18 protein-coding genes and 1 other RNA gene are annotated in these 26,986 nt (G+C 68.1%); 15 read left to right on the top strand and 4 right to left on the bottom strand.

Going from position 1 to position 26,986, the window contains the following annotated elements:
- The first annotated feature begins 15 nt into the window (after positions 1–15).
- From cobC to CCUG20998_RS29070, 6 genes are all read left to right on the top strand, one after another.
- Positions 16–1,071, top strand: a complete 1,056-nt coding sequence (cobC, locus tag CCUG20998_RS15980; RefSeq protein ID WP_020730643.1) for an Rv2231c family histidinol phosphate aminotransferase CobC — start codon at positions 16–18, stop codon at positions 1,069–1,071.
- A complete protein-coding gene (locus tag CCUG20998_RS15975; protein WP_020730644.1) occupies positions 1,068–2,204 on the top strand; it encodes a Nif3-like dinuclear metal center hexameric protein in 1,137 nt (378 codons plus the stop codon). Before cobC ends, CCUG20998_RS15975 begins: the two co-directional genes overlap by 4 nt.
- A gap of 22 nt (positions 2,205–2,226) precedes the next feature.
- Positions 2,227–2,964 (top strand): zinc ribbon domain-containing protein, encoded by a 738-nt coding sequence (locus tag CCUG20998_RS15970; protein WP_020730645.1) that lies wholly within the window; start codon positions 2,227–2,229, stop codon positions 2,962–2,964.
- Complete coding sequence (locus CCUG20998_RS15965) at positions 2,961–4,085, top strand: bifunctional RNase H/acid phosphatase (RefSeq protein ID WP_020730646.1); 1,125 nt, start codon at positions 2,961–2,963, stop codon at positions 4,083–4,085. Before CCUG20998_RS15970 ends, CCUG20998_RS15965 begins: the two co-directional genes overlap by 4 nt.
- Before the next feature lie 91 nt (positions 4,086–4,176).
- An RNA gene (rnpB, locus tag CCUG20998_RS15960) (RNase P RNA component class A) lies at positions 4,177–4,602 on the top strand.
- Positions 4,603–5,034: 432 nt separating this feature from the next.
- On the top strand, positions 5,035–7,524 hold the full coding sequence (locus CCUG20998_RS29070) for a PE family protein (protein ID WP_116269122.1): 2,490 nt from the start codon (positions 5,035–5,037) through the stop codon (positions 7,522–7,524).
- A gap of 62 nt (positions 7,525–7,586) precedes the next feature.
- Here the strand turns inward: CCUG20998_RS29070 and CCUG20998_RS15945 are convergent, their stop codons facing one another.
- A complete protein-coding gene (locus CCUG20998_RS15945; protein ID WP_020730647.1) occupies positions 7,587–8,396 on the bottom strand; it encodes a sulfotransferase family protein in 810 nt (269 codons plus the stop codon).
- 593 nt (positions 8,397–8,989) lie between these two features.
- On the bottom strand, positions 8,990–10,582 hold the full coding sequence (locus CCUG20998_RS15935; RefSeq protein ID WP_038579975.1) for a CYTH and CHAD domain-containing protein: 1,593 nt from the start codon (positions 10,580–10,582) through the stop codon (positions 8,990–8,992).
- A 156-nt stretch (positions 10,583–10,738) separates the two neighbouring features.
- Here CCUG20998_RS15935 and CCUG20998_RS15930 point away from each other — a divergent pair, with 156 nt between their 5' ends.
- Entirely contained in the window at positions 10,739–11,167 is a 429-nt protein-coding gene (locus CCUG20998_RS15930) for a heme-binding protein (RefSeq protein ID WP_038579973.1), read from the top strand.
- A 7-nt stretch (positions 11,168–11,174) separates the two neighbouring features.
- On the opposite strand, the gene panB is transcribed toward CCUG20998_RS15930, so the two are convergent.
- Positions 11,175–12,068: a 3-methyl-2-oxobutanoate hydroxymethyltransferase gene (gene panB, locus CCUG20998_RS15925; RefSeq protein ID WP_038581622.1), complete on the bottom strand. Its 894-nt coding sequence runs from the start codon at positions 12,066–12,068 to the stop codon at positions 11,175–11,177.
- A gap of 147 nt (positions 12,069–12,215) precedes the next feature.
- On the opposite strand from panB, the gene CCUG20998_RS15920 reads away from it, so the two are divergent.
- The 8 genes from CCUG20998_RS15920 to CCUG20998_RS15885 all read left to right on the top strand — a co-directional run bounded on the left by CCUG20998_RS15920 (position 12,216) and on the right by CCUG20998_RS15885 (position 24,726).
- Positions 12,216–13,607 (top strand): WS/DGAT/MGAT family O-acyltransferase, encoded by a 1,392-nt coding sequence (locus CCUG20998_RS15920; protein ID WP_020730652.1) that lies wholly within the window; start codon positions 12,216–12,218, stop codon positions 13,605–13,607.
- 59 nt (positions 13,608–13,666) lie between these two features.
- Positions 13,667–15,223, top strand: coding sequence for an alpha/beta hydrolase (locus tag CCUG20998_RS15915; RefSeq protein WP_020730653.1), 1,557 nt, complete (start codon positions 13,667–13,669; stop codon positions 15,221–15,223).
- A gap of 143 nt (positions 15,224–15,366) precedes the next feature.
- Positions 15,367–17,100: an aa3-type cytochrome oxidase subunit I gene (ctaD, locus tag CCUG20998_RS15910; protein ID WP_012394950.1), complete on the top strand. Its 1,734-nt coding sequence runs from the start codon at positions 15,367–15,369 to the stop codon at positions 17,098–17,100.
- 60 nt (positions 17,101–17,160) lie between these two features.
- Entirely contained in the window at positions 17,161–18,729 is a 1,569-nt protein-coding gene (locus CCUG20998_RS15905) for an alpha/beta hydrolase (RefSeq protein WP_020725675.1), read from the top strand.
- An 89-nt stretch (positions 18,730–18,818) separates the two neighbouring features.
- On the top strand, positions 18,819–20,159 hold the full coding sequence (gene glnA / locus CCUG20998_RS15900; RefSeq protein ID WP_012394948.1) for a type I glutamate--ammonia ligase: 1,341 nt from the start codon (positions 18,819–18,821) through the stop codon (positions 20,157–20,159).
- Between the two features lie 70 nt (positions 20,160–20,229).
- Positions 20,230–23,217: a bifunctional [glutamine synthetase] adenylyltransferase/[glutamine synthetase]-adenylyl-L-tyrosine phosphorylase gene (locus CCUG20998_RS15895; protein WP_020730655.1), complete on the top strand. Its 2,988-nt coding sequence runs from the start codon at positions 20,230–20,232 to the stop codon at positions 23,215–23,217.
- Positions 23,218–23,230: 13 nt separating this feature from the next.
- A complete protein-coding gene (locus tag CCUG20998_RS15890; protein ID WP_020730656.1) occupies positions 23,231–23,869 on the top strand; it encodes a PaaI family thioesterase in 639 nt (212 codons plus the stop codon).
- Complete coding sequence (locus tag CCUG20998_RS15885) at positions 23,866–24,726, top strand: TIGR03619 family F420-dependent LLM class oxidoreductase (RefSeq protein ID WP_020730657.1); 861 nt, start codon at positions 23,866–23,868, stop codon at positions 24,724–24,726. The genes CCUG20998_RS15890 and CCUG20998_RS15885 overlap by 4 nt, the downstream gene beginning before the upstream one ends.
- Positions 24,727–24,770: 44 nt before the next feature.
- Here the strand turns inward: CCUG20998_RS15885 and CCUG20998_RS15880 are convergent, their stop codons facing one another.
- Positions 24,771–26,951: a PE family protein gene (locus CCUG20998_RS15880; RefSeq protein ID WP_050674576.1), complete on the bottom strand. Its 2,181-nt coding sequence runs from the start codon at positions 26,949–26,951 to the stop codon at positions 24,771–24,773.
- Positions 26,952–26,986: the final 35 nt, after the last annotated feature.

Here is a 26,986-nt window from a genome sequence, read left to right as displayed (position 1 = left end):
ACTAGTGTTTTCTAGGTGGTGAGTCTGGACACGAGCCCGCTGGCGGCGGCGCGTTATCACGGGGATCAGGCCGCCACGCCCGGCATGCTGGATTTCGCCGTGAATGTCCGCCACCCGCACCCGCCGCACTGGCTGGTCGAACTGCTGGCGCAACAGCTGACCACGCTGGCACGCTATCCCAGCATCGAGGACACCCAGCGCGCGCAGGGTGCGGCGGCGCTGCGTCACCGCCGAACCCGCGCGGAGGTGCTGCCGCTGGCCGGGGCCGCCGAGGGTTTTGCGCTGTTGAGCAACCTGCGTCCGGCTCGGGCAGCAATTATCGCGCCGTCATTCACCGAGCCGGCCGCGGCCCTGAGCGCCGCGGGGATCCCGGTGCACCATGTGGTGCTGGCGCCGCCGTTCCGTCTGGATGAAGCCGCGGTCCCCGACGATGCCGACCTGGTCGTCGTCGGCAATCCGACCAACCCGACCTCGGTGTTGCACAGCCGCGAGCAGCTGCTGGCATTGCGCAGGCCGGGCCGGATCCTGGTGGTCGACGAGGCGTTCGCGGACGCCGTTCCCGGCGAGCCGGAGTCGCTGGCCGGTGACTGCCTGCCCGACGTGCTGGTGCTGCGCAGCCTGACCAAGACGTGGTCACTGGCGGGTCTGCGGGTGGGGTACGCCCTTGGCGCGCCGGACCTGCTGGACCGGCTGACCCGGATGCGGGCCCACTGGCCGGTGGGCACCCTGCCGTTGACGGCCATCGCGGCCTGCTGCACGCCCGAAGCGGTGGCCGAATCCGCCGCCGATGCTCGACGGCTGCTGGCATCGCGGGCCGAGATGGTCAGCGGCCTTGCTTCGGTTGGTGCCAGCGTGGTCGACGGCTGCGCACCGTTTGTCTTGTTCGGCGTCCCCGAGGCCGATGAGGTCCGCAAACGGCTGCATCAGCGCGGAATCGCGATCCGTCGCTGCGACACCTTCGTCGGCTTGGACGACGGGTATTTGCGGGCGGCGGTGCGGCCCGAATGGCCGCAGCTGGTCGATGCCATCGCCGAAGCCAGGCAGGCCGGCCGCAGCGGGAGGCGACGATGAGCGTTCGGCTCGCTGACGTCATCGAAGTGCTCGACGGCGCATATCCGCCGCGCCTTGCCGAGTCCTGGGACTCGGTCGGCCTGGTGTGTGGAGATCCCGGGGAACCGGTGGAATCGGTGACGGTCGCGGTGGACGCCACGCCGGCGGTTGTCGATGAGGTTCCGGAGCGCGGGTTGCTGCTGGCCCATCACCCGTTGCTGTTGCGCGGGGTCGATACGGTGGCCGCCAATACCGCCAAGGGTGCGCTAATCCACCGTTTGATCCGGACGGGTCGCTCGCTGTTCACCGCGCACACCAACGCCGACTCGGCATCGCCGGGGGTGTCCGACGCGCTGGCCCAAGCGCTGGGACTGACCGTCGAATCCGTGCTCGCCCGGTCGCCAAGCGTGGCCGAGCTGGACAAGTGGGTCATCTATGTGCCGCGCGAGCACGCAGAACCCGTGCAGGCGGCGATCTTTGACGCTGGCGCCGGACATATCGGTGACTACTCGCATTGCAGCTGGAGCGTTACGGGCATCGGGCAGTTCCTCCCGCTGGACGGCGCGTCACCGGCGATCGGCAGCGTCGGCATCGTCGAACGAGTCACCGAGGACCGGGTCGAGGTCATCGCACCCGCGCGCGCCCGTGCCGCCGTGCTGTCGGCCATGCGAGCCGCGCACCCGTACGAAGAGCCGGCATTCGACATTCTTGCGCTGGTGCCACCACCGGCCGATGTCGGGTTGGGGCGCATCGGCACGCTGGACCGGCCGCAAACCTTGCGCGACTTCGTCTCTCGCGTCGGCGCCGCGCTACCGCAGACGTCCTGGGGAGTGCGCGCGGCGGGGGACCCCGAGATGCTGGTGACGCGGGTGGCGGTGTGCGGTGGCGCCGGCGATTCACTACTGTCCGCGGCGGCCGCGGCGGACGTCCAGGCCTACCTCACCGCAGATCTGCGCCATCATCCTGCTGACGAACATCGCCGCGCCTCCGCGGTCGCGTTGATCGACGTCGCGCATTGGGCAAGCGAGTTCCCTTGGTGCGGCCAGGCGGCCGAGGTGCTGCGGTCCCATTTCGGTGAGGCGCTGCCGGTGCGGGTATGTCCGTTGCGTACCGACCCGTGGAACGTTGCAGCAAGCCGCGAGAACGACAGCTGAGAATAGGACCGGGAGATCAGACATGAAGGCCGAAGCGGCACAGCAGCGTTCGCTATTGGAGTTGGCGAAGCTCGATGCTGAGCTGTCACGGATCGCCCATCGGTCCACCCATCTGCCCGAGGGGTCCGCTTTCGAGCAGGTTCGGGTTCAGCACGAGGCGGTCGGTGACCGACTCGCTGCGGTGCGAATCGGGTTGGAGGACTTGGACGCCCAGGTTTCACGCCTGGAAGACGAGATCGACGCGGTACGTAAGCGTGAAGACCGGGACCGGTCATTGCTCACCTCGGGGGCTGTGGATGCCAAGCAATTGGCTGACCTGCAGCACGAGCTGGAGACCCTGGAACGCCGCCAGGCCAGTCTGGAAGATTCGCTGTTGGAGGTGATGGAGCGCCGCGAGGAGTTGCAGGCGCAACAGAACACCGAGATTGCGGCGCTCGAAGTCCTGCAAGCCGAACTGACCGCTGCCCAGCAGTCCGTCGATGCCGCCATGGCCGAACTCGACCAATCCCGTCAAGAACATTCATCGCGACGCGACACGCTGGCCGCATCGTTGAATCCCGATCTTGCCGCGCTCTACGAACGGCTGCGGGCCGGCGGCGGGCCAGGCGCGGGGCAGTTGCAGGGCCACCGTTGCGGTGCCTGCCGTATTGAGATCGGCCGCAGCGAATTGGCTCGTATCTCGGCGGCCGCCGAGGACGAGGTGCTTCGGTGTCCGGAATGCGCCGCGATCCTCTTACGGATCAAGGGACCCGAGCTGTGAAAGTCATCATCGAAGCTGATGGTGGATCGCGTGGTAACCCGGGGCCGGCCGGATACGGCGCAGTGGTGTGGACCGCGGACCGCTCGACCGTGTTGGCGGAGAGCAAACAGGCGATCGGCCGCGCCACCAACAACGTCGCTGAATACCGCGGTCTGATAGCCGGTTTGGACGACGCCGTCAAGCTGGGTGCCACCGAAGTGTCGGTCCTGATGGATTCCAAACTGGTGGTCGAGCAGATGTGCGGGCGCTGGAAGGTCAAGCACCCGGACCTGGTGGAACTGCATGGGCAGGCGCGCGAGCTGGCAGGGCAATTCCGCCGGATCAGCTACGCCTGGATTCCGCGGGCCCGCAATGCGCATGCCGACCGGCTGGCCAACGAAGCGATGGACGCCGCGGTTCGCACCAATCGGCGTGGCGAACCCGGTACCGTGGCGGTGGCCGCCGTCGCCGACCCCGCCAACACGGCGCCTGTGCAAACCCCGGCAGCTCCCGGATGGACCGGTAGACGCGATACGGCCACCAGGCTGCTGCTGCTGCGACATGGTCAGACCGAACTGTCGGTGCAACGCCGCTATTCCGGGCGCGGCAACCCGGCGCTCAACGAAGTCGGTTGGCGCCAAGCCGGTTTGGCCGCCCGCTACATCGCGCAACGCGGCGGAATTGCTGCGGTGGTGTCCTCGCCTCTGCAGCGTGCCTACGATACGGCGACGACGGCGGCCCGAGCCCTCGGGCTGGACGTGACGGTGGACGAAGACCTGGTCGAAACGGACTTCGGGGTCTGGGAAGGCATGACTTTCGCGGAGGCCGCCAACCGCGACCCCGACCTGCACCATCGTTGGCTCAACGACACCAGCATCACGCCGCCGGGCGGTGAGAGCTTCGATGAAGTGCTGCGGCGGGTTCGGCGCGGACGCGACCGGATGATCTCCCGGTATGAAGGCACGACCGTGCTGGTGGTCTCACACGTCACGCCCATCAAGATGTTGCTGCGACTCGCGCTCGATGTGGGCTCCGAGGTCCTCTACCGGCTGCATCTTGATCTGGCGTCGCTGAGCATCGCCGAGTTCTATGCCGACGGCGCGTCGTCGGTGCGGCTGGTCAACCAGACCGGCTACCTGTAGCAGCGCCGCCGTCAACGATCGGGCCAGCGGCTCGGTTCGACGGCGTCTGTTGGCCGCGATTTTGCGTAGCGGGTAGCGTATCTTCCGCGGACGAGTTGGCTGGGCGGCCGCGGCTCGCGTTGGGCTCGTTTTGTCATGAGGTCAGCGTCGAGTCGAGGAAAGTCCGGACTTCACAGAGCAGGGTGATTGCTAACAGCAATCCGAGGTGACTCGCGGGAAAGTGCCACAGAAAACAGACCGCCACTCTCGCGGTGGTAAGGGTGAAACGGTGCGGTAAGAGCGCACCAGCACCCCGGGTGACCGGGGTGGCTAGGCAAACCCCACCCGAAGCAAGGTCAAGAAGGCCGTACCGTAGGTGCGGCCGCGCAGGCGTTTGAGGGCTGCTCGCCCGAGTCTGCGGGTAGGCCGCTCGAGGTACCCGGCGACGGTGTGCCCAGATGGATGGTCGCCGCCGCGCCGCCGCTGGTTCAGCCGCGGCGGTGTGGAACAGAATCCGGCTTACAGGCCAACTCGTCCGCCTTACGTCTACGACCTGCATATTCAGCTAGCCGGAGCCGCTTGCGTCCGCAGCAGATCCGAGCACCGAATCAATTGCGTCCCGCGTCCGGTTGTCGGAATCGGGCCACAGGTGGCTGTAGGCGGGACTGTGGGACGGAGTTTGCTGATCCGGCGATGTGCACCGCTGGCCGCCAAGAAGGTCAGCCGCGACGACGGGCGCCGGTGCCTTGGGTGGCAAACTTCGGTGGGTTGCCTTTCGCTAGTTTGCCGTTGGTTAATTAGCCTCACGAGTTAGTGACTTAGGTCCTTAAGAGCATGGGGCTTCTGTCACCGGACCGTAGATTTGCTGCGATGATCGGAATGGGCGGGCGTAGCGTCTCGGAAAAGTCGGAAAAGGCCGAAAATTGTTTCCTTCGGACTTGGACCGTCCGGTCGTGATGGGGATTGACGAGTGTCAACTTTTGTTTATGCCGCACCCGAGGAGTTAGCTGCAGCGTCTTCCAGCTTGAGCAGCCTGGGGTCGTCGATCAGGGAGGCGCATGCGGCGTCGGCGGGCTTGACGACATCGATTGCGGCGGCGGCTGAGGATGAAGTGTCGGCGGCGGTCGCAAAGTTGTTTGGTGGTTACGCCCAGCAGTTTCAGGCGCTGGGCGCGCAGGCGTCGCTGTTTCATGACCAGTTCGTGCAGGCGCTGAATGGCGGTGGGTTCTTGTATGCGGCCACCGAGGCCGCCAGCGCGTCGCCGCTGCAAGCGGCAGCCGCTGCGGCCGTGGGGGTGCAAGACGCCATCAATGCGCCGTTCCTGCAGTTCACCGGGCGCCCGTTGGTTGGGCCGGGTACCGATGGGGCGCCGGGCACCGGGCAGGCCGGTGGGCCCGGTGGATGGTTGTGGGGCGATGGCGGCGATGGCGGATCGGGCACGCCGGGTACGGCCACCAGCCCGGCCGGTGGCGCGGGCGGGGCCGGTGGGTCGGCGTTCCTGTTCGGCTCCGGCGGTCACGGCGGATCCGGCGGGACCGCCTATGCGGGCAGCGGCGCGGTCGGCGGGACCGGAGGCAACGGTGGTGCCGGTGGGCTGATCTTCGGCGGCGGCGGGGCCGGCGGTGTCGGCGGGCTGGGTGCGGCCGGTTCAGCCACCGCGGCGCCCGGCATGGGTGGTCACGGCGGGGCCGGCGGCACCAGCTATCAGCTGGGTGGAGCCGCCGGTGCCGGTGGTGCCGGCGGGCAGGGCGGCCTCGGCTATGACGCAGCCGCCGACCCGATGGCCGCAGCCGGCGCGTCCGGCGGCCACGGCGGCCACGGCGGGGTCGGTGGCGTCGGTGGCCGCGCGGTCGGGCTGTTCGGGAGCGGCGGGGGCGGCGGTGCCGGCGGGGACGGCGGCGTGGGTGGCACCGGCGCGCAGGGTGCCCCGGGCACGCAGTCCTTCTCGGCCGGCACCGGCGGTAACGGTGGTGACGGCGGCTCCGGCGGCGTCGCCGGGGCCGGCGGCTCCGGCGGATTCCTCGGCTCCGCTGGCGCCACAGGCGGCGCCGGTGACGGCGGCAGGGGCGGCACCGGCGGGTTGGGCGGCGTCGGTACCTCCACGAACGGGGGCGCGGCCGGCGGTACCGGCGGCAGGGGCGGCCTTTCCGGCGGCGTCGGTGGCACCGACGGTGCCGGCGGCGACGGCGGCCAGGGCGGCAGCGGCGGGGCTGTCGGCACCGGTGCGACTGCCGGCGCCGGCGGGGCCGGTGGCGCGGGCGCGGCGGCCACCAGCGGCGGGCCGGGCTACGGCGGTGGCGGCGGTGGCGGCGGCGGGGGCGCCAGGGTGCTACCCACCAGCGGCGGCATTACCAGCGGTACCGCCACCGGTGGTGAGGGCGGCGTCGGCGGCGCCGGTACCACCGTGGCCGCCGGCGGGGTTGGCGGCCACGGAGGCAACGCCACCCTCGCCGCCAGCGATGCCGGCAGCTCCGCCGACGGTACCGCCACCGGCGGGGCCGGTGGGGCCGGCGGCACCAACCACGCCAGCGGCGGCCGCGGAGGCGACGCCACCATCAGCACCAGCGGGGGCGGCACCATCACCGGCGGCACGGCGACCGGCGGCGTCGGGGGTGCGGGCACCACCGGCGGCAGCGGCGGCGGCGGCGGTAGCGGCGCCCTATTTGCCAACGGTGCCGGCAGCTCCGCCAGCGGCAGCGCCATCGGTGGCTTCGGGGGCGCGGGCACCACCGCCGGCCTCGGCGGCGTTGGCGGCTACGCCCAGGTCAGTGCTTCTAACGGCGGCACCGCCACGGGCACGGTCAGCGGCGGCTACGGGGGTGCGGGCACCACCGGCGGCCACGGCGGCGGCGGCGGCAACGCCTTCCTTCGGGCTAACGGCGCGGGCAGCTCCGCCAGCGGCATCTCCATCGGCGGCGCCGGGGGCGCGGGCACCGCCGGCGGCTACGGCGGCAGCGGAAACTACGCCTCGATCAGAGGTTATAGCGGCGCCACCCTCACTGACGGCACGGCCACCGGCGGCGGCGGTGGCGCTGGCATCGGCGGCCGCGGCGGCTCCGGAGGCAGCGCCAACCTCTTCGCCAACGGGGCGGGCAGCTCCGTCGCCACTGGCTACGCGACCGGCGGGGTCGGCGGGGCAGGAAGCGGCGGCGGCATCGGCGGCGCCGGAAACCAAGCCCGAATCAACGCCGTCGGGGGCGGCACCGTCACTAGCAGCGCCACCAACGGCGGGGCCGGCGGTGACGGCATCACCGACGGCATCGGCGGCAACGGCGGGGGATCCACCTTCACCGCAAACACCGGCGGCACCATCGACACCAGCACCGGCACCGGCGGCAACGGCGGTAGCGGCACCGGCCTGGGCAATACCGGCGGCAACGGCGGGGCCGCCGACCTCACAGCTCCCCCCGACTGGATGGGAGTGGACCTTTTCGGTACGCCCGGCGCGAATGTGCCGTGACAGTTCACCGCTGATCGAAACGCCACCACGGCCTGGTCGAGATGGCTGGGAGAGAACAAACCTCACACGACCGTCAGCCCGGCCGGAATCCTCTCCGGGTCGCGCCAGAAGGCGTCGTGGGTGAAGCGGTTGAACAGATCCGGCGGTAGCAACGTGTCGCGCGCTTCGGCCGTGACCGTGGGGCGCACGGTGTGCAACCCCGGTGTCCCGGCGCGCTCGTCGAACTCGGTGACGTCGTACTCGACATGGCCGAAATCGTGCTCAAACACCGGCTCACCCAGAAACGCGTAGATGGCCTGCATCGCCTTGGCCGGGTCGGTGCTCAGGGTTTCGTACTGCAGCAACAGAAGTCGATCTCGTTGCGCGCCGTAGCACGCCTGCCGCAGGGCATCGTAGGGACCGCCGACCATGCCGTCGGGCGCCACCACACTTGTGGCGCGGCTAAACACCGTGCCGCCGGCGCTGTAGTTGAAAATCGACGACGGGCTAAAGACGTTGTGTTGAATCAACCGCTCGATGCTGTCCACCACCCACTGCAGTTCACGCACGCAGGCAATCACTTTCGCATCGGGAAACAGTCGCGCAATCGCGGGCATCCACGCACACCAGCCGCGGTTGGTGTCAAAGATCACCTCGGCGGTGCAGTCCGCATAGAAGTCGTTGAACAACCCGCGCAGGATGCGCTCGCGCTTGGCGTCATCGATGAACACCGAAAACTCGTTGCGCCCACTCATTTCGTCGAGCAGGGCGCCGAACAGGCCGGCCAGCGGACCCGACATTCCGGCCTGGAACCGCGGGTTTTGCCGCAGCAACGCGGCCAGCAACGTCGAACCCGACCGCGGCAGACCGGAGATGAAATGAATGGCTTTCACGGCACACCCCCGACTTGGCTTCCGCACCATGACCTGCTCTGCGGACGTCTACCTCGTGTGATGCCGTCATGCTAACCGATCGCAAATTCCTTTTGTCGGATGATCGCGCATGAACGCGGCCGCCCGCCATGAGCCAGGCTCATCAAGATCGGTCTGGGGGAACACGGGGGCTGGGCCGGCGGAGGTTCTGGCTTCGGCGGGTGATGTTACGCCGTCGCGGTGATGGTTGCGGTGGTGCTGGCCGCGGATTCAGAACCCGTGCCGCACGATTCAGTACCGCACCGACGTAATCCCCATCGCGCAGCCCGGCTTCGCCGGTCGCGATGCCCATCCGTACCGGCAGCTCCAGCGCCCGCTGGGCAGCCACCGCCGACGTGATCGAGACGCCGGGATTATCGGCCGACTCTGCGACAGCCGCGCGCGCTGGCGCTGATCCGCGGCGGTGCCACACCCGGCAGCTTCACCGTGACGCGGCCATCTGTGTGCCCGCCTGATAACCAACGTGTTGGGCCTGCTCGCACTACTGGCCTTCGCTTTGTCCGTCGGAGCCCTGATGCTGCGCGTGGGATGGCGTTTGACTTGCCCACCCGCACTCAGCGTCGGGTCTTGCGTACCGACTTGTCGAGCCGGTGCAGGGCGGCGTCGAGCCGCTGCCGGCAACCCTCGGCCAGATCGCTCTCCCGCTGATACAGCAGGCCGTAGGTAAAGGTGTCCTGGCCCGCGGCGTGCGCCGCATCGGTCTCGTGGAGCAGGTGCTCTCGGCTGACCACGCTGTCCTGGTGATCGCCGAGCAGCGTCTGGATGGCCTTGGCCTGGCTGGAGACCTGGACGGCTCCGGTGGCCGCGGCGGTGTAGCGCAGCCTCTTGGCGCGCTTGCGGATTCGGTGCAGCGCCTCGTTGGGGCCGAGGTGGGCACCCGCGTCCGCGGCGGCAGACTCGGCCGGCGAACTTGGCGCCTTGGCGGCCGCCTTGGCGAGTTTGGCGGCCTTGCGGACCCGTCGGTAAGCCGCCTCGATACTCGGGGGTGGGGCCGGCTCAGCCCCCGCGGCGGCGGTGTCGGCCGGATACGCGGCCGCGATGGCGTCGAGGGCATCGAGCAGGCGGAAGTAGCGCTTGGACCGCATGGCCACCAGCGACCGCCGCAGCCCGGCGTGGTAGCGGCGCCGGGCCCCGTCGACCAGACGCTCGTAGACGGGTCCGCGCACCAGCGTCGGGTCTAGCCTCTCCAGGGCGTGCTGGTAGCGCTGGCCAAGCACCTCGGCATCACGGGCCACCCCCAGCACGGCGGCGAGTTCGCGCAGCTCGTCGAGAACCCACGCCTTGTCGGCCAATCCGAACGAATCCTGCGAATCCGCGAGCAGGCTGCGAATTTTGCGGGTGGTCACCCGCATCTGATGGACGGAATCGTCGACGTCGGCGCGCACGGCGCGATCCCACACCAGCAGCTCCGCAACGTAGCGGGCCACCGCGCGGTGCACCGGATCCGCCGGTTCGGGCCGGCCCGCCGACGGCGAGGTCGAGCCCAGCACCCGAGCCAGCTTGGAGCCGTGCCCAGCCGGTGCCGCTCCGGTGTCAAGCAGCCGGTTGCTCAGCCGGTCCAGCAGTTCGCGACTGGCGCTCTGGCTCGGATCCGAAAGCTCGAGTTCCCACTCGCGCCACTGTTGTTGCGCCGGTTCGGCATCCGGACCGGCACCAGCCGACCAGGCGGTGACGTGGTCATCGCAGAACTCCGCGAGCGGTGCGCCGTCAACGCCGTACAAGAACTGGCTCGCGCGCTGTGTGCTGATGCGCGCGACCGGCTGCAGCGGGCGATCACGCACGATCGCCAACACCACATCGAGCAGCTCCGCCGGAACGCAGTGTTGGGTCGGCGCCCCCAAGGACTCGGATGCGTCCGGCTCCGTGATCGGCGCATGCAGCTCGGTGCGGGCGTCACCACCGGCCGGCAGCTTGAGATGCCAGCCGGCGTCGGCGCCACCGGTGCGCCGCCGCAGGGTGATCCGATTGCTCGCGAGGTCTTGGTCTGCGGTGTCGAAATACACCGCATCCAGCGCCTGGACCGGCTTCCTTTCCACACGAGCCACCGCCGCAATGCCTTCGAACGAGGGCGATACCGTCGACTCGACGACGTCGAACTTGCGCTCGACCTCCAAGTGACGCGCCGTCTTCGGCGCCTTTACAGGCATTTTCGCCTCCGGTCAGGCCACAGATCCGCGGACATGAAATCGTGGATAGGCATCATAGAGTGCCATATCGAGGTGACGCGTGAGCCTCAAGGTTCGGTTGCCGACGCCACACACCATTCGGTTCCTGCACCGGCCCGAAAGCACCTATCGTGTGCGATGCGGGCCGTCCCGGCGGCCTTCCGATACTTGATGAAGGAGTCGTTCATGGTGTTGTTCGGTGCTGCCAGATCGCGCCTGGTTGCCGGTGGGATCGTTGCCGGCGCGATGTTCCTGGGCGCAGCCGGCTTCGCGTCCGCGGTCGCCGGGGCAGATCCGGATGATCCCGCTCCCGCTCCCGCACCGGCACCGCCGAACTGCACGGCGGCGGACCTGGCCGGGGTGTCTGCCGGGGTTGCCGCAGCGACTTCGGTGTACCTGTTCAGCCATCCCGAGGTCAACGACTACTTCACCGGTCTGCGAGGTCAGCCTCGCGACGACATCCGTGACCAACTGCAGCAGTACATGGACGCCAACCCCGGCGTACACGCCGAGCTACAAGGCATTCGCCAGCCGCTGACCGACTTTCGGGATCGGTGTCAGCAGTAGGGGAGAATCAGAAGCAGTGCTCCTCGGCGGGAAATACGCCGCCGGCCACGTCTTGCGCGTATTGCACCGCGGCGCGGCGTAATTCGCCGCCGACATCCGCGTAGCGCTTGACGAATCGGGGGGCCTTGCCGCTGCTGAGGCCGGCCATGTCCTGCCAAACCAGGACCTGGCCGTCGCAGCTCGGGCCGGCGCCGATCCCGATGGTCGGGATGGTGAGCTTGCCGGTGATCTGGGTGGCCAATTCCGCGGGCACCATTTCCATCACCACCGAGAATGCCCCGGCTTCGGCGACGGCGATCGCGTCGGCGATCGTTTGTTCCGCGGCGTCACCGCGGCCCTGCACCCGGAACCCGCCCAAGGTGTTCACGCTCTGTGGGGTGAAGCCGATGTGGGCCATCACCGGGATGCCCGCCGCGGTCAGGCACGCGATCTGCTCGGCCACCCGCTCGCCGCCCTCGAGCTTGACGGCATGGGCACCGGCTTCCTTCATGAATCGGGTGGCCGCCGCCAGCGCGGCCGAAGGTCCGGACTCGTAGCTGCCGAACGGCAGGTCGGCGACGACCAACGCGTGCGGGGCGCCGCGCACCACACCGCGCACGAGGGGAATCAGCTCATCAATCGAGATCGGCACCGTGGTGTCGTAGCCGTACACGACGTTGGCGGCGGAGTCGCCGACCAATAGAACCGGGATGCCTGCGTCGTCGAAGGCCCGCGCGGTCGAGTAGTCATAGACCGTGAGCATGGCCCACTTGTGGCCTTCGGCTTTCCATTTCTGCAGGTGGTGGGTTCGCACCTTGGTCCGCGGCGCGCTGGCCGCGGAAGGCGACGACTCACCGGCGGGCACCGGCGAGTTAGCGCCATAGACATTTTGCTCAGACTGCTCAGAGAACTGCTCAGACATCATTGTCCCTAGCTGTTGGTCGGGTAGATCCTCGTGGCCCTCAGCACAAGCTGATATCCGGGTCCCCGGGTTCATCTGACCTGGCTAGTCTGCCATTTCTTACGCACGGATGCACTGTGAGCCCGCGCACGGCCTACCATCGGCGGAATGCAGCGGCTTAGTGGCCTCGACGCCAGCTTCTTGTACCTGGAAACCTCGAATCAGCCGATGCACGTCTGCTCGATCATGGAGCTGGACACGTCGACGATGCCCGGCGGCTACACGTTCGACCGGCTGCAGGACGCGTTGGCACTGCGGATCAAGGCGATGCCGGAATTCCGCGAAAAGCTGGCCAACAGCGCACTGAACCTCGATCACCCGGTGTGGGTGGACGACGAGGACTTCCAGCTGCATCGGCATCTGCACCGCATCGGCCTGCCCCCACCGGGGGGCCGGGCCGAGCTCTCCCAAATCTGCGGTCACATCGCCTCACTGCCGTTGGACCGCAGCCGCCCGCTCTGGGAGATGTGGGTGATCGAAGGAGTGGCGGGCACCGACTGCCACCGCGACGGGCGCCTGGCGGTCCTGACCAAGGTGCACCATGCCGCGGTCGACGGCGTGACCGGTGCCAACCTGATGTCGCAGCTGTGCACCACCGAAGCCGACGCTCCCGCCCCGGATCCGGTCGACGGGGTCGGCGGTGCCACCGATTGGCAGATCGCCGCCGGGGGCCTGCTCAGGTTCGCCACCCGGCCGTTGCAGCTGGCCAATGTGGTGCCCGAAACGGTGTCCTCGGTAGTGTCCACCCTGCTGCGGGCGCGCGAAGGCCTGACCATGGCGCGCCCATTCACCGCGCCGCGCACGGTGTTCAACGCCCGCGTCAGCGGCCGGCGCGCCGTTGCCTACGCGGAGCTGGATCTCGAGGACATCAAGGCGGTGAAGAATCACTTCGGCGTCAAGGTCAACGACGTGGTGATGGGGCTGGTCTCCGGCGTGCTGCGCAATTACCTGGCGGACCGGGACGCACTGCCCACGTCGTCGTTGGTGGCGTCGGTACCGGTGTCGGTGCACGGCAAGTCCGACCGTCCCGGCCGTAACCAGGTATCGGCCATGTTTTCCAGCCTGCACACCGAGATCGCCGATCCGGCCGAGCGGCTGAACGCCATCGCGCACGGCAATACGGTTGCCAAGGGCCACAGTTCGGCGATCGGCGCCACGCTGCTTCAGGACTGGTCGCAATTTGCCGCGCCGGCGGTCTTCGGCGCCGCCATGCGTGTCTATGCAAGCAGCCGGCTGACCGAAAGCCTGCCCGTGCACAACCTGGTGGTCTCCAATGTGCCGGGCCCGCAGCTGCCCCTGTACATGCTGGGATGTGAGGTCAAGGCGATGTACCCGCTGGGGCCCATCTTCCACGGTTCGGGCCTCAACGTCACGGTGATGTCGCTGAACGGCAAACTCGACGTCGGGCTGGTGGCCTGCCCGGAGCTGCTTCCGGATTTGTGGCAAATGGCCGACGAATTCGCCACCGTAATGGAAGAACTGCTGGCCGAGACCGGATGACGGGCGCGGTGACGGTGGTTAACCAGCATTTACCGTGTTCTCTGGCACCATAGGTTGCCATGTTCCTGTCTCGCCGCGACAAGCTCGCGCGAATGCTGCTGATATGGACCGCGATCGCCAGCGTGGCGCTCGTCCTGACCGGCTGCATCCGCGTCGTTGGCGGGCACGCCCGCATGGCCGAGCCGAAGCTCGGCCAGCCGATCCAGTGGTCACCGTGCCGCAGCTCCAATCCGAACGTGAAGATTCCCGGCGGAGCGCTGTGCGGCAAACTCGCCGTGCCGGTCGACTACCGGCAACCCCGCGGCGATGTCGCGGCGCTGGCGTTGATTCGCTTTCCGGCCACGGGCGACAAAATCGGTTCCTTGGTGATCAACCCCGGCGGGCCCGGTGAATCCGGCATCGAGGCAGCGCTCGGCGTCTTCCAGACGTTGCCCAAGCGCGTCCACGAGCGCTTCGACCTGGTTGGATTCGACCCACGCGGAGTGGCGTCCTCGCGTCCCGCGTTGTGGTGCAACTCCGACGCGGACAACGACCGGTTGCGCGCGGAGCCGCAGGTCGACTACAGCGAGGCCGGCGTCGCGCGGATGGAGGAGGAAACCAAGCAGTTCGTTGCCCGCTGCGTCGGCAAGATGGGCAAGAACTTCCTGGAAAACGTCGGCACGGTCAACGTGGCACGGGACCTCGATGCCATCCGCGCGGCGCTTGGCGATGACAAGCTGACCTACCTCGGCTACTCCTACGGCACCCGGATCGGTTCGGCATATGCCGAGGCCTACCCGCAGCGGGTGCGGGCGATGATCCTCGACGGTGCGGTCGACCCGAATGCCGATCCCATTGAGGCGGACCTGCGGCAGGCCAAGGGGTTTCAGGAAGCGTTCAACGACTATGCCGCCGACTGCGCCGAGAACGACAGCTGCCCATTGGGTACCGACCCGGCCAAGGCCGTCGCCGTCTACCACAGCCTGGTCGACAAGCTCGTCGACCCGAACAATCTGCAGGTGAGCAGGCCGGCTCGGACCAAGGACCCGCGCGGGCTCAGCTACAGCGACGCCATCGTGGGCACCATCATGGCGCTGTATTCGCCCAACCTGTGGCAGCACCTGACCGACGGTCTCACCGAGCTGACCGACGATCGTGGTGACACCCTGCTGGCCCTGGCCGACATGTACATGCGTCGCGACTCGCACGGCCACTACACCAACGCCACCGACGCGCGTGTCGCGATCAACTGTGTTGACCAGCCACCCATCACCGATCGCGCCAAGATCGTGGACGAAGACCGCCGCTCGCGCGAGATCGCGCCGTTCATGAGCTACGGGAAGTTCACCGGCCACGCCCCCCTTGGCACCTGCGCGTTCTGGCCGGTCCCTCCGACCAGCAAGCCCCACGCGGTGTCGGTGCCGGGCTTGGTGCCGACCGTGATCGTGTCCACCACCCACGACCCGGCGACGCCGTACAAGGCCGGGGTGGATCTGGCGAACCAGCTGCATGGTTCGTTGCTCACTTTCGCCGGAACCCAGCACACGGTGGTGTTCCAGGGCGACAGCTGCATCGACGACTACGTCACGGCTTATCTGATCGGCGGCACCACGCCACCGCGCGGCGCGAAGTGCTAGGCGTGCGATAACACCGAGTAACCAGCTCCGCGCCGAACGCCGCGGTTAGGGACTATTGGCCCTAGGGCGGTGCAGCGGCGGCCCGGAATACTTGGGCGGCTTGTCCAAAGCTATTCGGTCACCGTTGCCTTTGGAGCTGATCAATGACCACCGAAGCGCCGCCTGCCCACGATCTCGAAGCCCGCCGGCCATTTCCGCCGCGAATGGGGCCCAAAGGCAGCCTGATCTACAAGATCATCACCACCACCGACCACAAGATGATCGGCATCATGTACATGGTCGCCTGCTTCATCTTCTTCTTCATCGGCGGCTTGATGGCGTTGCTGATGCGCGCGGAGCTCGCCACACCGGGGCTACAGTTCCTGTCCAACGAGCAGTACAACCAGCTGTTCACCATGCACGGCACCGCCATGCTGCTGTTCTACGCGACCCCGGTGGTGTTCGGATTCGCCAATCTGGTTCTGCCCTTGCAGATCGGCGCACCCGACGTAGCCTTCCCGCGGCTCAACGCATTGTCGTTCTGGCTCTTTGTCTTTGGCGCGTTGATCGCCTTGAGCGGATTCATCGTGCCCGGAGGCGCCGCCGACTTCGGGTGGACCGCCTACACGCCACTGTCCAACGCCGCTCACAGTCCCGGTGTGGGGCCGGACCTTTGGATTCTGGGCCTGGCGGTCGGTGGACTGGGCACCATCCTCGGGGGAGTCAACATGCTGACCACCGTGGTGTGCCTGCGCGCTCCGGGAATGACGATGTTCCGGATGCCGATCTTCACCTGGAACATCATGGTCACGAGCTTGCTTGTGCTGATGATCTTCCCGCTGTTGACCGCGGCGCTGTTCGGTTTGGCCGCCGACCGTCACCTCGGCGCCCACATCTACGACCCCGCCAACGGTGGGGTCATTCTGTTTCAGCACCTGTTCTGGTTCTTCGGGCACCCCGAGGTGTATGTCATCGCACTGCCGTTCTTCGGGATCGTGTCCGAGGTGATCCCGGTGTTCAGTCGCAAGCCGATCTTCGGCTATACGACGCTGGTCTACGCGACACTGTCGATTGCGGCACTGTCCGTGGCGGTTTGGGCCCACCACATGTTCGCCACCGGGGCCGTGCTGCTGCCCTTCTTTTCGTTCATGACGTTTCTGATCGCGGTGCCGACCGGTCTGAAATTCTTCAACTGGATCGGCACCATGTGGCGAGGTCAGCTGACGTTCGAATCACCGATGCTGTTCTCGCTGGGATTCCTGGTCACCTTCCTGGCCGGCGGGCTGACCGGCGTGTTGCTGGCCAGCCCGCCGCTGGACTTTCACGTCAGCGACACCTATTTCGTGGTTGCCCATTTCCACTACACGCTGTTCGGCACCATCGTGTTCGCCACCTATGCCGGCATCTACTTCTGGTTCCCCAAGATGACCGGGCGCCTACTCGACGAGCGGCTGGCCAAGTTTCACTTCTGGCTGACCTTCCTCGGGTTCCACGCCACCTTCTTGGTCCAGCACTGGCTGGGCAATTCCGGGATGCCGCGTCGGTATGCGGACTACCTGCCCACCGACGGCTTCCAGACGCTCAACGTCATCTCCACGATCGGAGCATTCACCCTCGGTGTCTCGGTGCTGCCCTTTGTATGGAATGTGTTCAAGAGCTGGCGCTTTGGCGAACCGGTGCTGGTCGACGATCCGTGGGGACACGGCAACTCGCTGGAATGGGCCACCAGTTGCCCTCCGCCTCGGCACAATTTCACCGAGCTGCCCCGAATTCGTTCGGAGCGACCGGCGTTCGAGCTGCACTACCCGCACATGGTGAAACGTCTTCGGGCCGAGGCCCACGTCGGTCGTCACGAAATCGAGACCGACACTTCAGAACTGGCGGGTAGTCCAACGTAGTGAGATACGAGACCAAGGCGTAACCATTTCGCGGCGCCACGGGTATCCGTGGGTGAGACGATGTCCGCCATGTTGCGCCTGAGAACGCTGAGCTCGGCGCTGCTGTCTTTTGGGCTGGTGCTCTGCGGCGCGTTGCCGACCACGCTGGCTGTGGCGGGCGCGATACCGGAACCCGATGTCGGTCAGACCCAGAGCCCGGGCATACCTATAGCAGCGCCGCAGCAGAACTGGGGCTCCTGTGGGCCGTTCATCGATAACGTCAGCGAGATTCCAACCGCACGGTGCACCACCGTGGGGGTCCCGATCGACTACGACAAACCCGGTGGGGCACAAGCCAAACTGGCCGTGATCCGGGTTCCAGCGACGGGCCAGCGAATCGGTGCGCTGCTGATCAACCCCGGCGGGCCCGGAGCTTCCGCGGTCGACATGGTCGCCGGGATGGCACCCGAGCTGAGGGGCACCGAGATCGCCCGCCATTTCGACCTGGTGGGATTCGACCCCAGAGGAGTGGGCCACTCCACTCCCGCGCTGCGGTGTCGCACTGACGCCGAATTCGACGCGTTCCGGCGTGACCCGATGGTGGACTACAGCCAGGCCGGCGTGGCTCACATCGAGCAGGTGTACCGAGAGCTGGCCCAACACTGTGCTGACCGGATGGGCCTGGGCTTCTTGGCCAACGTCGGCACCGCGGCCACCGCACGCGACATGGACATGATCCGCCGGGCGCTAGGCGACGATCAGCTCAACTACCTGGGCTACAGCTACGGTACCGAGTTGGGCACCGCCTACCTCGAACGGTTCGGTTCCCACGTCCGGGCGATGGTGCTCGACGGCGCCATCGATCCGATGGCCGGGCCAATCGACGAAAACGCCAAACAGTTGGCGGGATTCCAGACCGCCTTCAATGACTACGCCGCCGACTGTGCTCGCTCACCGGCCTGCCCGCTGGGCACCGACCCGGCCCAATGGGTCAACCGGTACCACGCTCTGGTCTATCCACTGGTCAGCCAGCCGGCAAAGACCTCAGACCCGCGCGGCCTCAGCTACGCCGACGCCACCACGGGCACGATCAATGCGCTCTATGCGCCGCAGCGCTGGAAGTATCTGACCAGCGGTTTGCTCGGCCTGCAGCGGGGTACCGACGCCGGTGACCTGCTGTTGCTGGCCGACGACTACGACGGCCGTGACCGCGCGGGGCGCTACAACAACGGCCAGGACGCGTTCAACGCGATCCGCTGCGTGGACGCGCCGACACCGACGGATGCCGCGTCGTGGGTCTCGGCCGACCAACAGTTCCGTCAGGCCGCTCCCTTCCTCAGTTACGGGCAGTTCACCGGGTTGGCCCCGCGTGATCTGTGTGCGTTGTGGCCGGTGCCGGCGACGTCGGTGCCACATGCGGCCTCGCCCGCGGCGCCGGGCAAGGCTGTCGTGGTGTCCACCACCCATGACCCGGCAACGCCATATCAGGCCGGCGTTGACCTGGCCCGGCAGTTGGGTGCTCCGCTGATCACTTACGACGGGACTCAGCACACCGCCGTATTCGACGGCAACGACTGTGTTGACGGCGCGGTGGTGCGGTATTTGCTCAACTTGACGCCGCCGCCGGCCAATTTGCGCTGCGGGTCCTAGCCGGTCGCGCGCTCGCCCGGGCACTCCGCAACGTGCCTGGCCGGGCATCGGTAACACGCATTTAACACATCTTGCATACTGTTCGAGTCATGGATCGGCAGAAGGAATTCGTCCTCCGCACACTGGAAGAGCGTGACATCCGCTTCGTCCGGCTTTGGTTCACCGACGTGCTTGGTTTTCTCAAGTCGGTTGCGATCGCACCTGCCGAACTCGAAGGCGCCTTTGAGGAAGGCATCGGCTTCGACGGATCGTCGATCGAGGGCTTTGCCCGGGTCTCGGAATCCGACACAGTGGCGCACCCGGATCCGTCCACCTTCCAGGTGCTGCCCTGGGTCACCGACGCCGGCCATCACCATTCGGCTCGGATCTTCTGCGACATCACCATGCCGGACGGCTCGCCGTCGTGGGCCGATCCGCGCCACGTGCTGCGGCGTCAGCTGACCAAGGCCAACGAACTCGGCTTCTCCTGCTACGTACATCCCGAGATCGAATTCTTCTTGCTCAACCCCGGCCCCGAGGACGGGACGGAACCGGTGCCGATCGACAACGCCGGCTATTTCGACCAGGCGGTGCATGTATCGGCGTCGAAGTTTCGCCGGCACGCGATCGACGCCCTGGAGTTCATGGGAATCTCGGTGGAATTCAGCCATCACGAAGGCGCGCCGGGCCAGCAGGAAATCGATCTGCGGTTCGCTGACGCGCTCTCGATGGCCGACAACGTGATGACCTTCCGCTACGTCATCAAGGAAGTGGCGCTGGAAGAGGGCGTGCGCGCCACGTTCATGCCCAAGCCGTTTGGCCAGCACGCCGGTTCGGCGATGCACACCCACATGAGCCTGTTCGAGGGTGATGTCAACGCGTTCCACAGCCCCGACGATCCGCTGCAGCTGTCGGAGGTGGGCAAGTCGTTCATCGCCGGGATCCTCGAGCACGCCTCTGAGATCAGCGCGGTGACCAACCAATGGGTCAACTCCTACAAGCGGCTCATCCTGGGCGGTGAAGCGCCCACCGCCGCCTCCTGGGGGGCGGCCAACCGCTCCGCGCTGGTGCGCGTGCCGATGTACACGCCGCACAAGACGTCGTCGCGGCGGATCGAGGTGCGCAGCCCCGACTCCGCGTGCAATCCGTATCTCGCGTTCGCAGTGCTGCTGGCCGCCGGGCTGCGCGGGGTGGAGAAGGGCTACGTGCTGGGCCCGCAGGCCGAGGACAACGTGTGGGACCTGACGCCCGAAGAGCGCCGCACCATGGGCTACCGCGAGCTGCCGACGAGCCTGGACAGCGCGCTGCGCGCGATGGAATCCTCCGAGCTGGTCGCGGAGGCATTGGGGGAGCATGTTTTTGACTTCTTCCTGCGCAACAAGCGTCGTGAATGGGCCACCTACCGCAGTCACGTCACCCCATACGAACTGAGCACATACCTGTCGCTGTAGCCCGCGGGGCGCGGTGAAATCAATCTGATGGACCAGACGGTCCGATCAGCGGTCGGCTTGCGCTACCGTCATGAACGTGACGAAGCCCGCGACGCAGCGACCAAAGCTGCCCAGCGTCGGCCGTCTGGGATTGGTGGATGCCCTGGCCGGGGCGCGCCTGGCGGAGCTGGGTTGGACCGAACACGATGACCAGGCGCATGTGGATCTGCTCTGGTCGTTATCACGCGCACCGGACGCCGACGCTGCCCTGAAGGTCTTGGTACGGCTCGCCGAGAACCCCGACACCGGATGGGACGAGCTGAACGCGGCGCTGCTCAACGAACGCAGCCTGCGCGGGCGACTGTTCGCAGTGCTGGGTTCCTCGCTGTCGCTGGGGGACCACCTGGTCGCCAATCCGCAGTCGTGGAAGTTGCTCAGGGGCAAGGTCGCACTGCCATCACACGCGGCGCTGCTCGAGTCGTTCGTGGATCTGGCCGAGGAGGTGGCCGCGGCGCCGGCCTCGGCCGTACATCGGTTGCGCGCCCTGCACCGTGACCACGTTCTGGTGCTGGCCGGGCTGGACCTGGCGGCGACGGTCGAAGACGAACCGGTGCTGCCGTTCACCGTGGTGGCCGCGCACCTGGCCGATATCGCCGACGCCGCGCTGGCGGCGGCTTTGCGGCTGGCCGAAAAGACGGTGTGCCGCGACCGCACACCACCGCGACTGGCGGTCATCGCGATGGGCAAATGCGGCGCCCGCGAACTGAATTACGTCAGCGATGTCGACGTCATCTTTGTGGCCGAGCGCGCCGACCCGATCAGCATCCGCGTCGCCGGCGAGATGATGCGGGTGGCGTCATCGACGTTCTTCGAAGTGGATGCCGGACTGCGCCCGGAGGGCCGCAGCGGCGAGTTGGTCCGCACCGTCGAATCGCACATCGCCTACTACCAGCGTTGGGCCAAGACCTGGGAGTTCCAGGCACTGCTGAAAGCCCGGGCGGCGGTCGGCGACGCTGAACTGGGCCAGCGCTACCTGGCCGCGCTGATGCCGATGGTGTGGACCGCCTGCGAACGTGACGACTTCGTGGCCGAGGTGCAGGCCATGCGCCGCCGGGTGGAGCAGCTGGTGCCCGCCGATATCCGCGGGCGCGAGCTCAAGCTGGGGACCGGCGGGCTGCGCGACGTGGAATTCGTCGCGCAACTGCTGCAGCTCGTGCATGGCCGCAGCGACGAGTCGCTGCATGTCGCCTCTACCGTGGACGCGCTGTCGGCGCTCGGCGAAGGCGGCTACATCGGGCGCGAGGACGCGGCGAACATGATCGCCTCCTACGAATTCCTGCGCCTGCTCGAGCATCGCCTGCAGCTGCAGCGACTCAAACGCACCCACCTGCTGCCCGAATTCGAGGACGAAGAGGCGGTGCGCTGGCTGGCGCGGGCGGCTCACATCCGGCCCGACGGCCGTCACGACGCGGCCGGGATGCTGCGCGAGGAACTCAAGCATCAGAACGTGCGAGTGTCGCGGCTGCACGCGAAGCTCTTCTATCAGCCGCTGCTGGAGTCGATTGCCCCGGCCGGGCTGGAAATCGCCGGGCGGGGCATGACGTCGGAGGCGGCTGAGCGCCAGCTGGCGGCGCTGGGCTACGAGGGCCCGCAGACCGCGTTGAAGCATATGGCGGCGCTGGTCAATCACAGCGGCCGGCGCGCGCGCGTGCAGTCGGTGCTGTTGCCCAGGCTGTTGGACTGGCTGTCCTATGCCCCAGACCCCGACGGCGGGCTGTTGGCCTACCGCCGGCTCAGCGAGGCGCTGGCCCCGCAAAGCTGGTATCTGTCGACCCTGCGCGACAAGCCGACCGTGGGTAGGCGGCTGATGCACGTGCTGGGCACCTCGGCTTTCGTGCCAGATCTGTTGATGCGCGCACCCGAGGTGATTCAGAACTACGGCGACGGCCGGACCGGACCCAAACTGCTCGAGACGGAGCCCGCGGCGGTTGCCCGGGCACTGATTGCCTCGGCGGGCCGATACTCCGATCCGTTGCGCGCCATCGCCGCCGCCCGCACGCTACGACGCCGCGAGCTCGCCCGCATCGGTTCCGCGGACCTGCTGGGCCTGCTCGAAGTCACCGAGGTGTGCCGTGCGCTGACCTCGGTGTGGGTGGCGGTGCTGCAATCCGCGCTGGAGGCGATGATCCGGGCCAACACCCCCGAGGGGGGACGGCCCCTGGCCCGCATCGCGGTCATCGGCATGGGCAGACTGGGCGGCTCCGAATTGAGCTACGGATCAGATGCCGATGTCATGTACGTCTGTGAACCGGCCAGCGGTGTGACCGATGCGCAGGCGGTGAAATGGTCCACCGCGGTGGCCGAGCAGGTTCGAGCAAAACTGGGCACGCCCAGCGTCGATCCACCGCTGGAGGTGGATGCCAACCTTCGGCCGGAAGGCCGCAACGGTCCACTGGTTCGCACGTTGGCGTCCTATGAGGCCTACTACGCGCAGTGGGCGCAGGCCTGGGAGATCCAGGCGCTACTGCGCGCGCACGCGGTCGCCGGCGATGCGGAGCTGGGCCAGCGGTTCTTGCTGCTGGTAGACCACACCCGCTATCCGCCCGACGGCGTCTCCGCCGAGGCGGTGCATGAAATCCGCCGCATCAAGGCGCGGGTCGAGTCCGAACGGCTGCCGCGCGGCGCCGACCCCAATACGCACACCAAGCTGGGCCGCGGCGGGCTGGCCGACATCGAATGGACCGTGCAGCTGCTGCAACTGCAAAACGCGCACGAGATCGAGGCCTTGCACAACACCTCGACGCTGGAATCACTGGATGCGATAGCCGAGGCGAAACTGGTCGCCGAGGACGAGGTGAAGCTGCTGCGGCAGGCTTGGTTGACCGCGACCCGGGCGCGCAACGCCTTGGTGCTGGTGCGTGGCAAGCCCACCGACCAGCTGCCGGGACCGGGACGTCAGCTCAACGCGGTGGCGGTGGCCGCCGGCTGGCACAACGACGACGGTGGCGAGTTCCTGGACAACTATCTGCGGGTAACCCGGCGCGCGAAAGCCGTCGTGCGCAAGGTGTTCGGAAGTTAGGGGCTGGTCCGGGTTGGGCGCCGCGTTCGAGGGCTCGAGCGACGACGCTGAGCTGGATCGGGTCGAGGCGACCTACGCACCCCTGGCCGAGGCCGTGCGCGATCTCATCGACGCCACCATCCAAACCCGGGCAGACGAAGAGGGGATCCTGCAGGCGAGGGCCGTGATCGAGGCGGTGACACAGTCGCTGCGCCGCGAGCAGAGCCGGCCATGCGAGGTCAGCTACCGCGGTGACGCGCGCCCGATTCCGCTGGCAAATGCGGTAATCGGCCAGTGCAATCCGATAGCACCGCCGGTGGTTGTCCATCGCGATCCCGACGCCGCAGACGGCCGGTGCCGGGCCGAATTCGTGCTGGGCGCGGCCTACGAGGGTCCGCCCGGCCTGGTGCACGGCGGGGTGTGCGCACTGGTGCTGGATCATCTGCTTGGCGAGGCGGCCAGCCAGGGACGGACCCAGCCCCTGTTCACCGGCACCATCACGGTGAAATACCTGCGCGGCACCCCACTGGGGCCGCTGCGCTGCGAAGCATGGGTGGACCGGACCGAAGGCGTCAAAACCTTTGCACGCGGATTTCTGTCCGACGCCGAGGGAATCACGGCGCAGGCCGAGGGGGTCTTCATCAAACCGGCTTGGGCGCGGGAGGTCCGGTGAAGTTCTACGTCAGCAGCGCCTTCCTCAACACCTCGGAGATCATCCAGATCACCAAGGCCGCCGACGAGCTGGGCTATGACGGCATCGGGATCCCGGACCACGTGGTCAACCTGGAGACATTGCAGACCCCCTACCCCTATACCAAGGACGGGCAGCGGCGATGGCAGCCGTTCACCGACTGGCCTGATCCCTGGGTCCTCGTGGGTGCGCTTGCGCAGGTGACGCGGCGGCTGAAGTTCGTCACCACCGTGTACATTCCCGCGATGCGCAACCCCTATTCGGCGGCGAAAGCCATTGCTACTGCCGCACTTCTGGCGTCGGGACGGGTCGAGCTGGGCGTCGGCGTCGGCTGGTGCGCCGAGGAATTCGCTCTGATGGGGGAGCAGTTCGCGGCCCGCGGCAAACGTACCGACGAAATGCTCGCCCTGATGAAGCGGCTGTGGGAACCGGGCTGGACGGAATTCGAGGGTCGGTTCTACCAAACTCCGCGCCTGGAGATGCAGCCAACTCCGCCGCCCATTCCGATCTACGTCGGGGGGCTCAGCGACATCGCGTTGCGCCGCGCCGCCCGCTACGACGGCTGGATCGGAGACTTGATCAAGACCGAACGGGCCATCGAGGCGGTGGGCAGGCTACGCGAACTGCGTGCCGAAAACGGCTTGCCAGTAGATGATTTCACCATCCTGACGCCGCTGACCGATGCCTTCACCCCCGCCGACTACCAGCGTGCCGAGGATGCCGGCATCACCGGGATCATCACCATGCCGTGGATGTTCTACACCGGGCCGGACGCCGGATTGGACGCGAAGATCGACGGCATGGCGCGATTCCGCAACGACCTCTCGCTCGACAGCTAGCCGTGGCGCGGACGGCCAATCCGGCCATTTGGATCGGTCGCCGGTCAGGGCAGCCCATCCACCCCATCCGAGCCGAACACCGCGCCGGCGGCGCCACCCGTGCCGCCGGCGGCCGGCGTCGCGCTGAATCCGCCGTTGCCGCCGTTACCACCGCTGCCGACCAGCCGGGCGTCGCCGCCGTCGCCGCCGTCGCCCGCGTCGCCGCTGCCGGCGTCGCCGCCGGCGCCACCACTTCCGCCGTCACCGATCAAAGCCGCGTTGCCGCCGTTGCCGCCATTGCCACCGTCGCCGGTGTTGCCGCCCAGGCCGCCCTGGCCCCCCGCGCCGCCGGCCCCCAACAGCAACCCGGCGCCGCCACCGTCGCCGCCGGCCCCGCCGTTGTTGCCGTTGGCGCTGACGATTAGCCCGCCCTGGCCCCCGGCGCCGCCGGCCCCGCCATTGCCGACCAGCCCGGCGCTGCCGCCATTGCCGCCGGCCCCGCCGTTGCTGCTAACGATTACGGTATCGAGAAAGCTGGTTCCGCCGGCCCCGCCGCTCCCACCGGCTCCGGCATCTCCGAACAGACGTCCGCCGTTGCCGCCCGCCCCGCCGGAGCCGCCGTCGTTGATGGCGCCGGCCCCGCCGCTGCCGCCGGCGCCGCCGCTGCCGAACAGCCAGGCGTCGCCGCCGGCCCCGCCGGAGCCGCCTCGTCCACCAGCGCCGAACCCGCCGTTGCCGCCGTCACCGGCCGTGCCGAAGAGCAACCCGCCGGTACCGCCGATGCCGCCGGTACCGCCGCTGGCGAACCCGCTGGCCCCGCCAGCGCCGCCCGCTCCACCGTCACCGAACAGTCCGGCGGCGCCCCCGGTCCCGCCGGTGCCACCGGCCCCGCCGGCGGTGATGGGGCCACTGAATCCGCCGTTGCCCCCGACCCCGCCGTTGCCGTAGAGCCTGCCGCCCTGGCCACCGGCGCCGCCGTGGCCACCGACCCCAGAGTTCCCGACGGCGTTGCCGCCGGTGCCGCCGCTGCCGCCATTGCCGATCAGCCCGGCCCCGCCTCCGGACCCGCCGGCCCCGCCTTCGCCGAACCCGCCCACGCCGCCCTGGCCGCCGACCCCGCCGGTTCCGGAGATCAGGCCCGCGTTGCCGGCGGCGCCACCGGCTCCGCCGACCCCAAAGAAGCCGGTGCCGCCCAGACCGCCGTCGCCGCCGACACCGAACAGTCCGGCGTTGCCGCCGTCACCGCCTTGCCCGCCCAGGGGGCCATCGCCGAATCCGCCGGTGCCGCCGGTTCCGCCGGTGCCGATGAGCCAGCCGCCGGACCCGCCGGCCCCGCCGGCCCCACCGATACCGTCGTTGTCCACGCCCATGCCGGTGCCAGTGCCGCCGGCTCCGCCGCCACCACCGTGCCCGTAGAGTCCGGCGTTTCCGCCGGCACCACCTGCACCGCCGAAACCGGACAACCCGGTTCCGCCATTGCCACCGGCCCCGCCGGCGGAGATCGACAGGCCACCGGCGCTACCGCCGTCCCCGCCCAAACCACCGATACCGGAGGTCCCCGTTCCACCCGCCCCGCCGGCACCGCCGGCTCCGAACATCAACCCGCCGACCCCGCCGGCACCACCGGCACCCCCGTTGAGGCCACCGGAGCCGCCCGGACCGCCGGCGCCGCCGTTGCCTAAGAACAGGCCGCCGGCCCCGCCGGCGCCTCCTTGGGTCTGGCCCGTCCCGCCGGCACCGCCGGCGCCACCGTTGCCGAAGAGCCCGGCTCGCCCACCGGCTCCACCGTCTTGACCGCCAGCGCCGGACCCACCGGCTCCGCCGCTGCCGAACAATAATCCGCCGTCGCCGCCGGGTGCCCCGGTTCCTGGAGCGCCATTGCTGCCGTTGCCGATCAGCGGCCGCCCAAACAACGCCTGCGCGGGTGCGTTGACTGCGGCAGGCATGCTCTTCAGCAGGGACGCAGCGGTGAGGTCGGTAGTTGTGTAGCTGGCCGCAGCCGCGTTGACGGTCTGCACAAACCGGTCATGAAACGCCGTCGTCTGCTGGCTGATCGACTGATATCCCAAGCCGTGCGAATTGATCAGGGCCGTGATCGCAGCCGACACCGCATCGGCGCCGGGCTGGATGACTTCGGTGGTCGCGAGGATCGCATTGGCGTTCGCGGCGTTGATCGTCACCCCGATATTCGCCAAATTCCTTGCCGCCGAGGCTAACTCTTCTGGTGCCGCAATGACGTACGACATGTGCCCCCCGGTTCGGCCAGGAACAGTCAGAATTC

It is taken from the genome of Mycobacterium marinum, from assembly GCF_003391395.1.
Lineage (GTDB): Bacteria > Actinomycetota > Actinomycetes > Mycobacteriales > Mycobacteriaceae > Mycobacterium > Mycobacterium marinum.
Note: the sequence above shows the minus strand (reverse complement) of the source record. Positions and strands in the feature narration are given on the sequence as shown.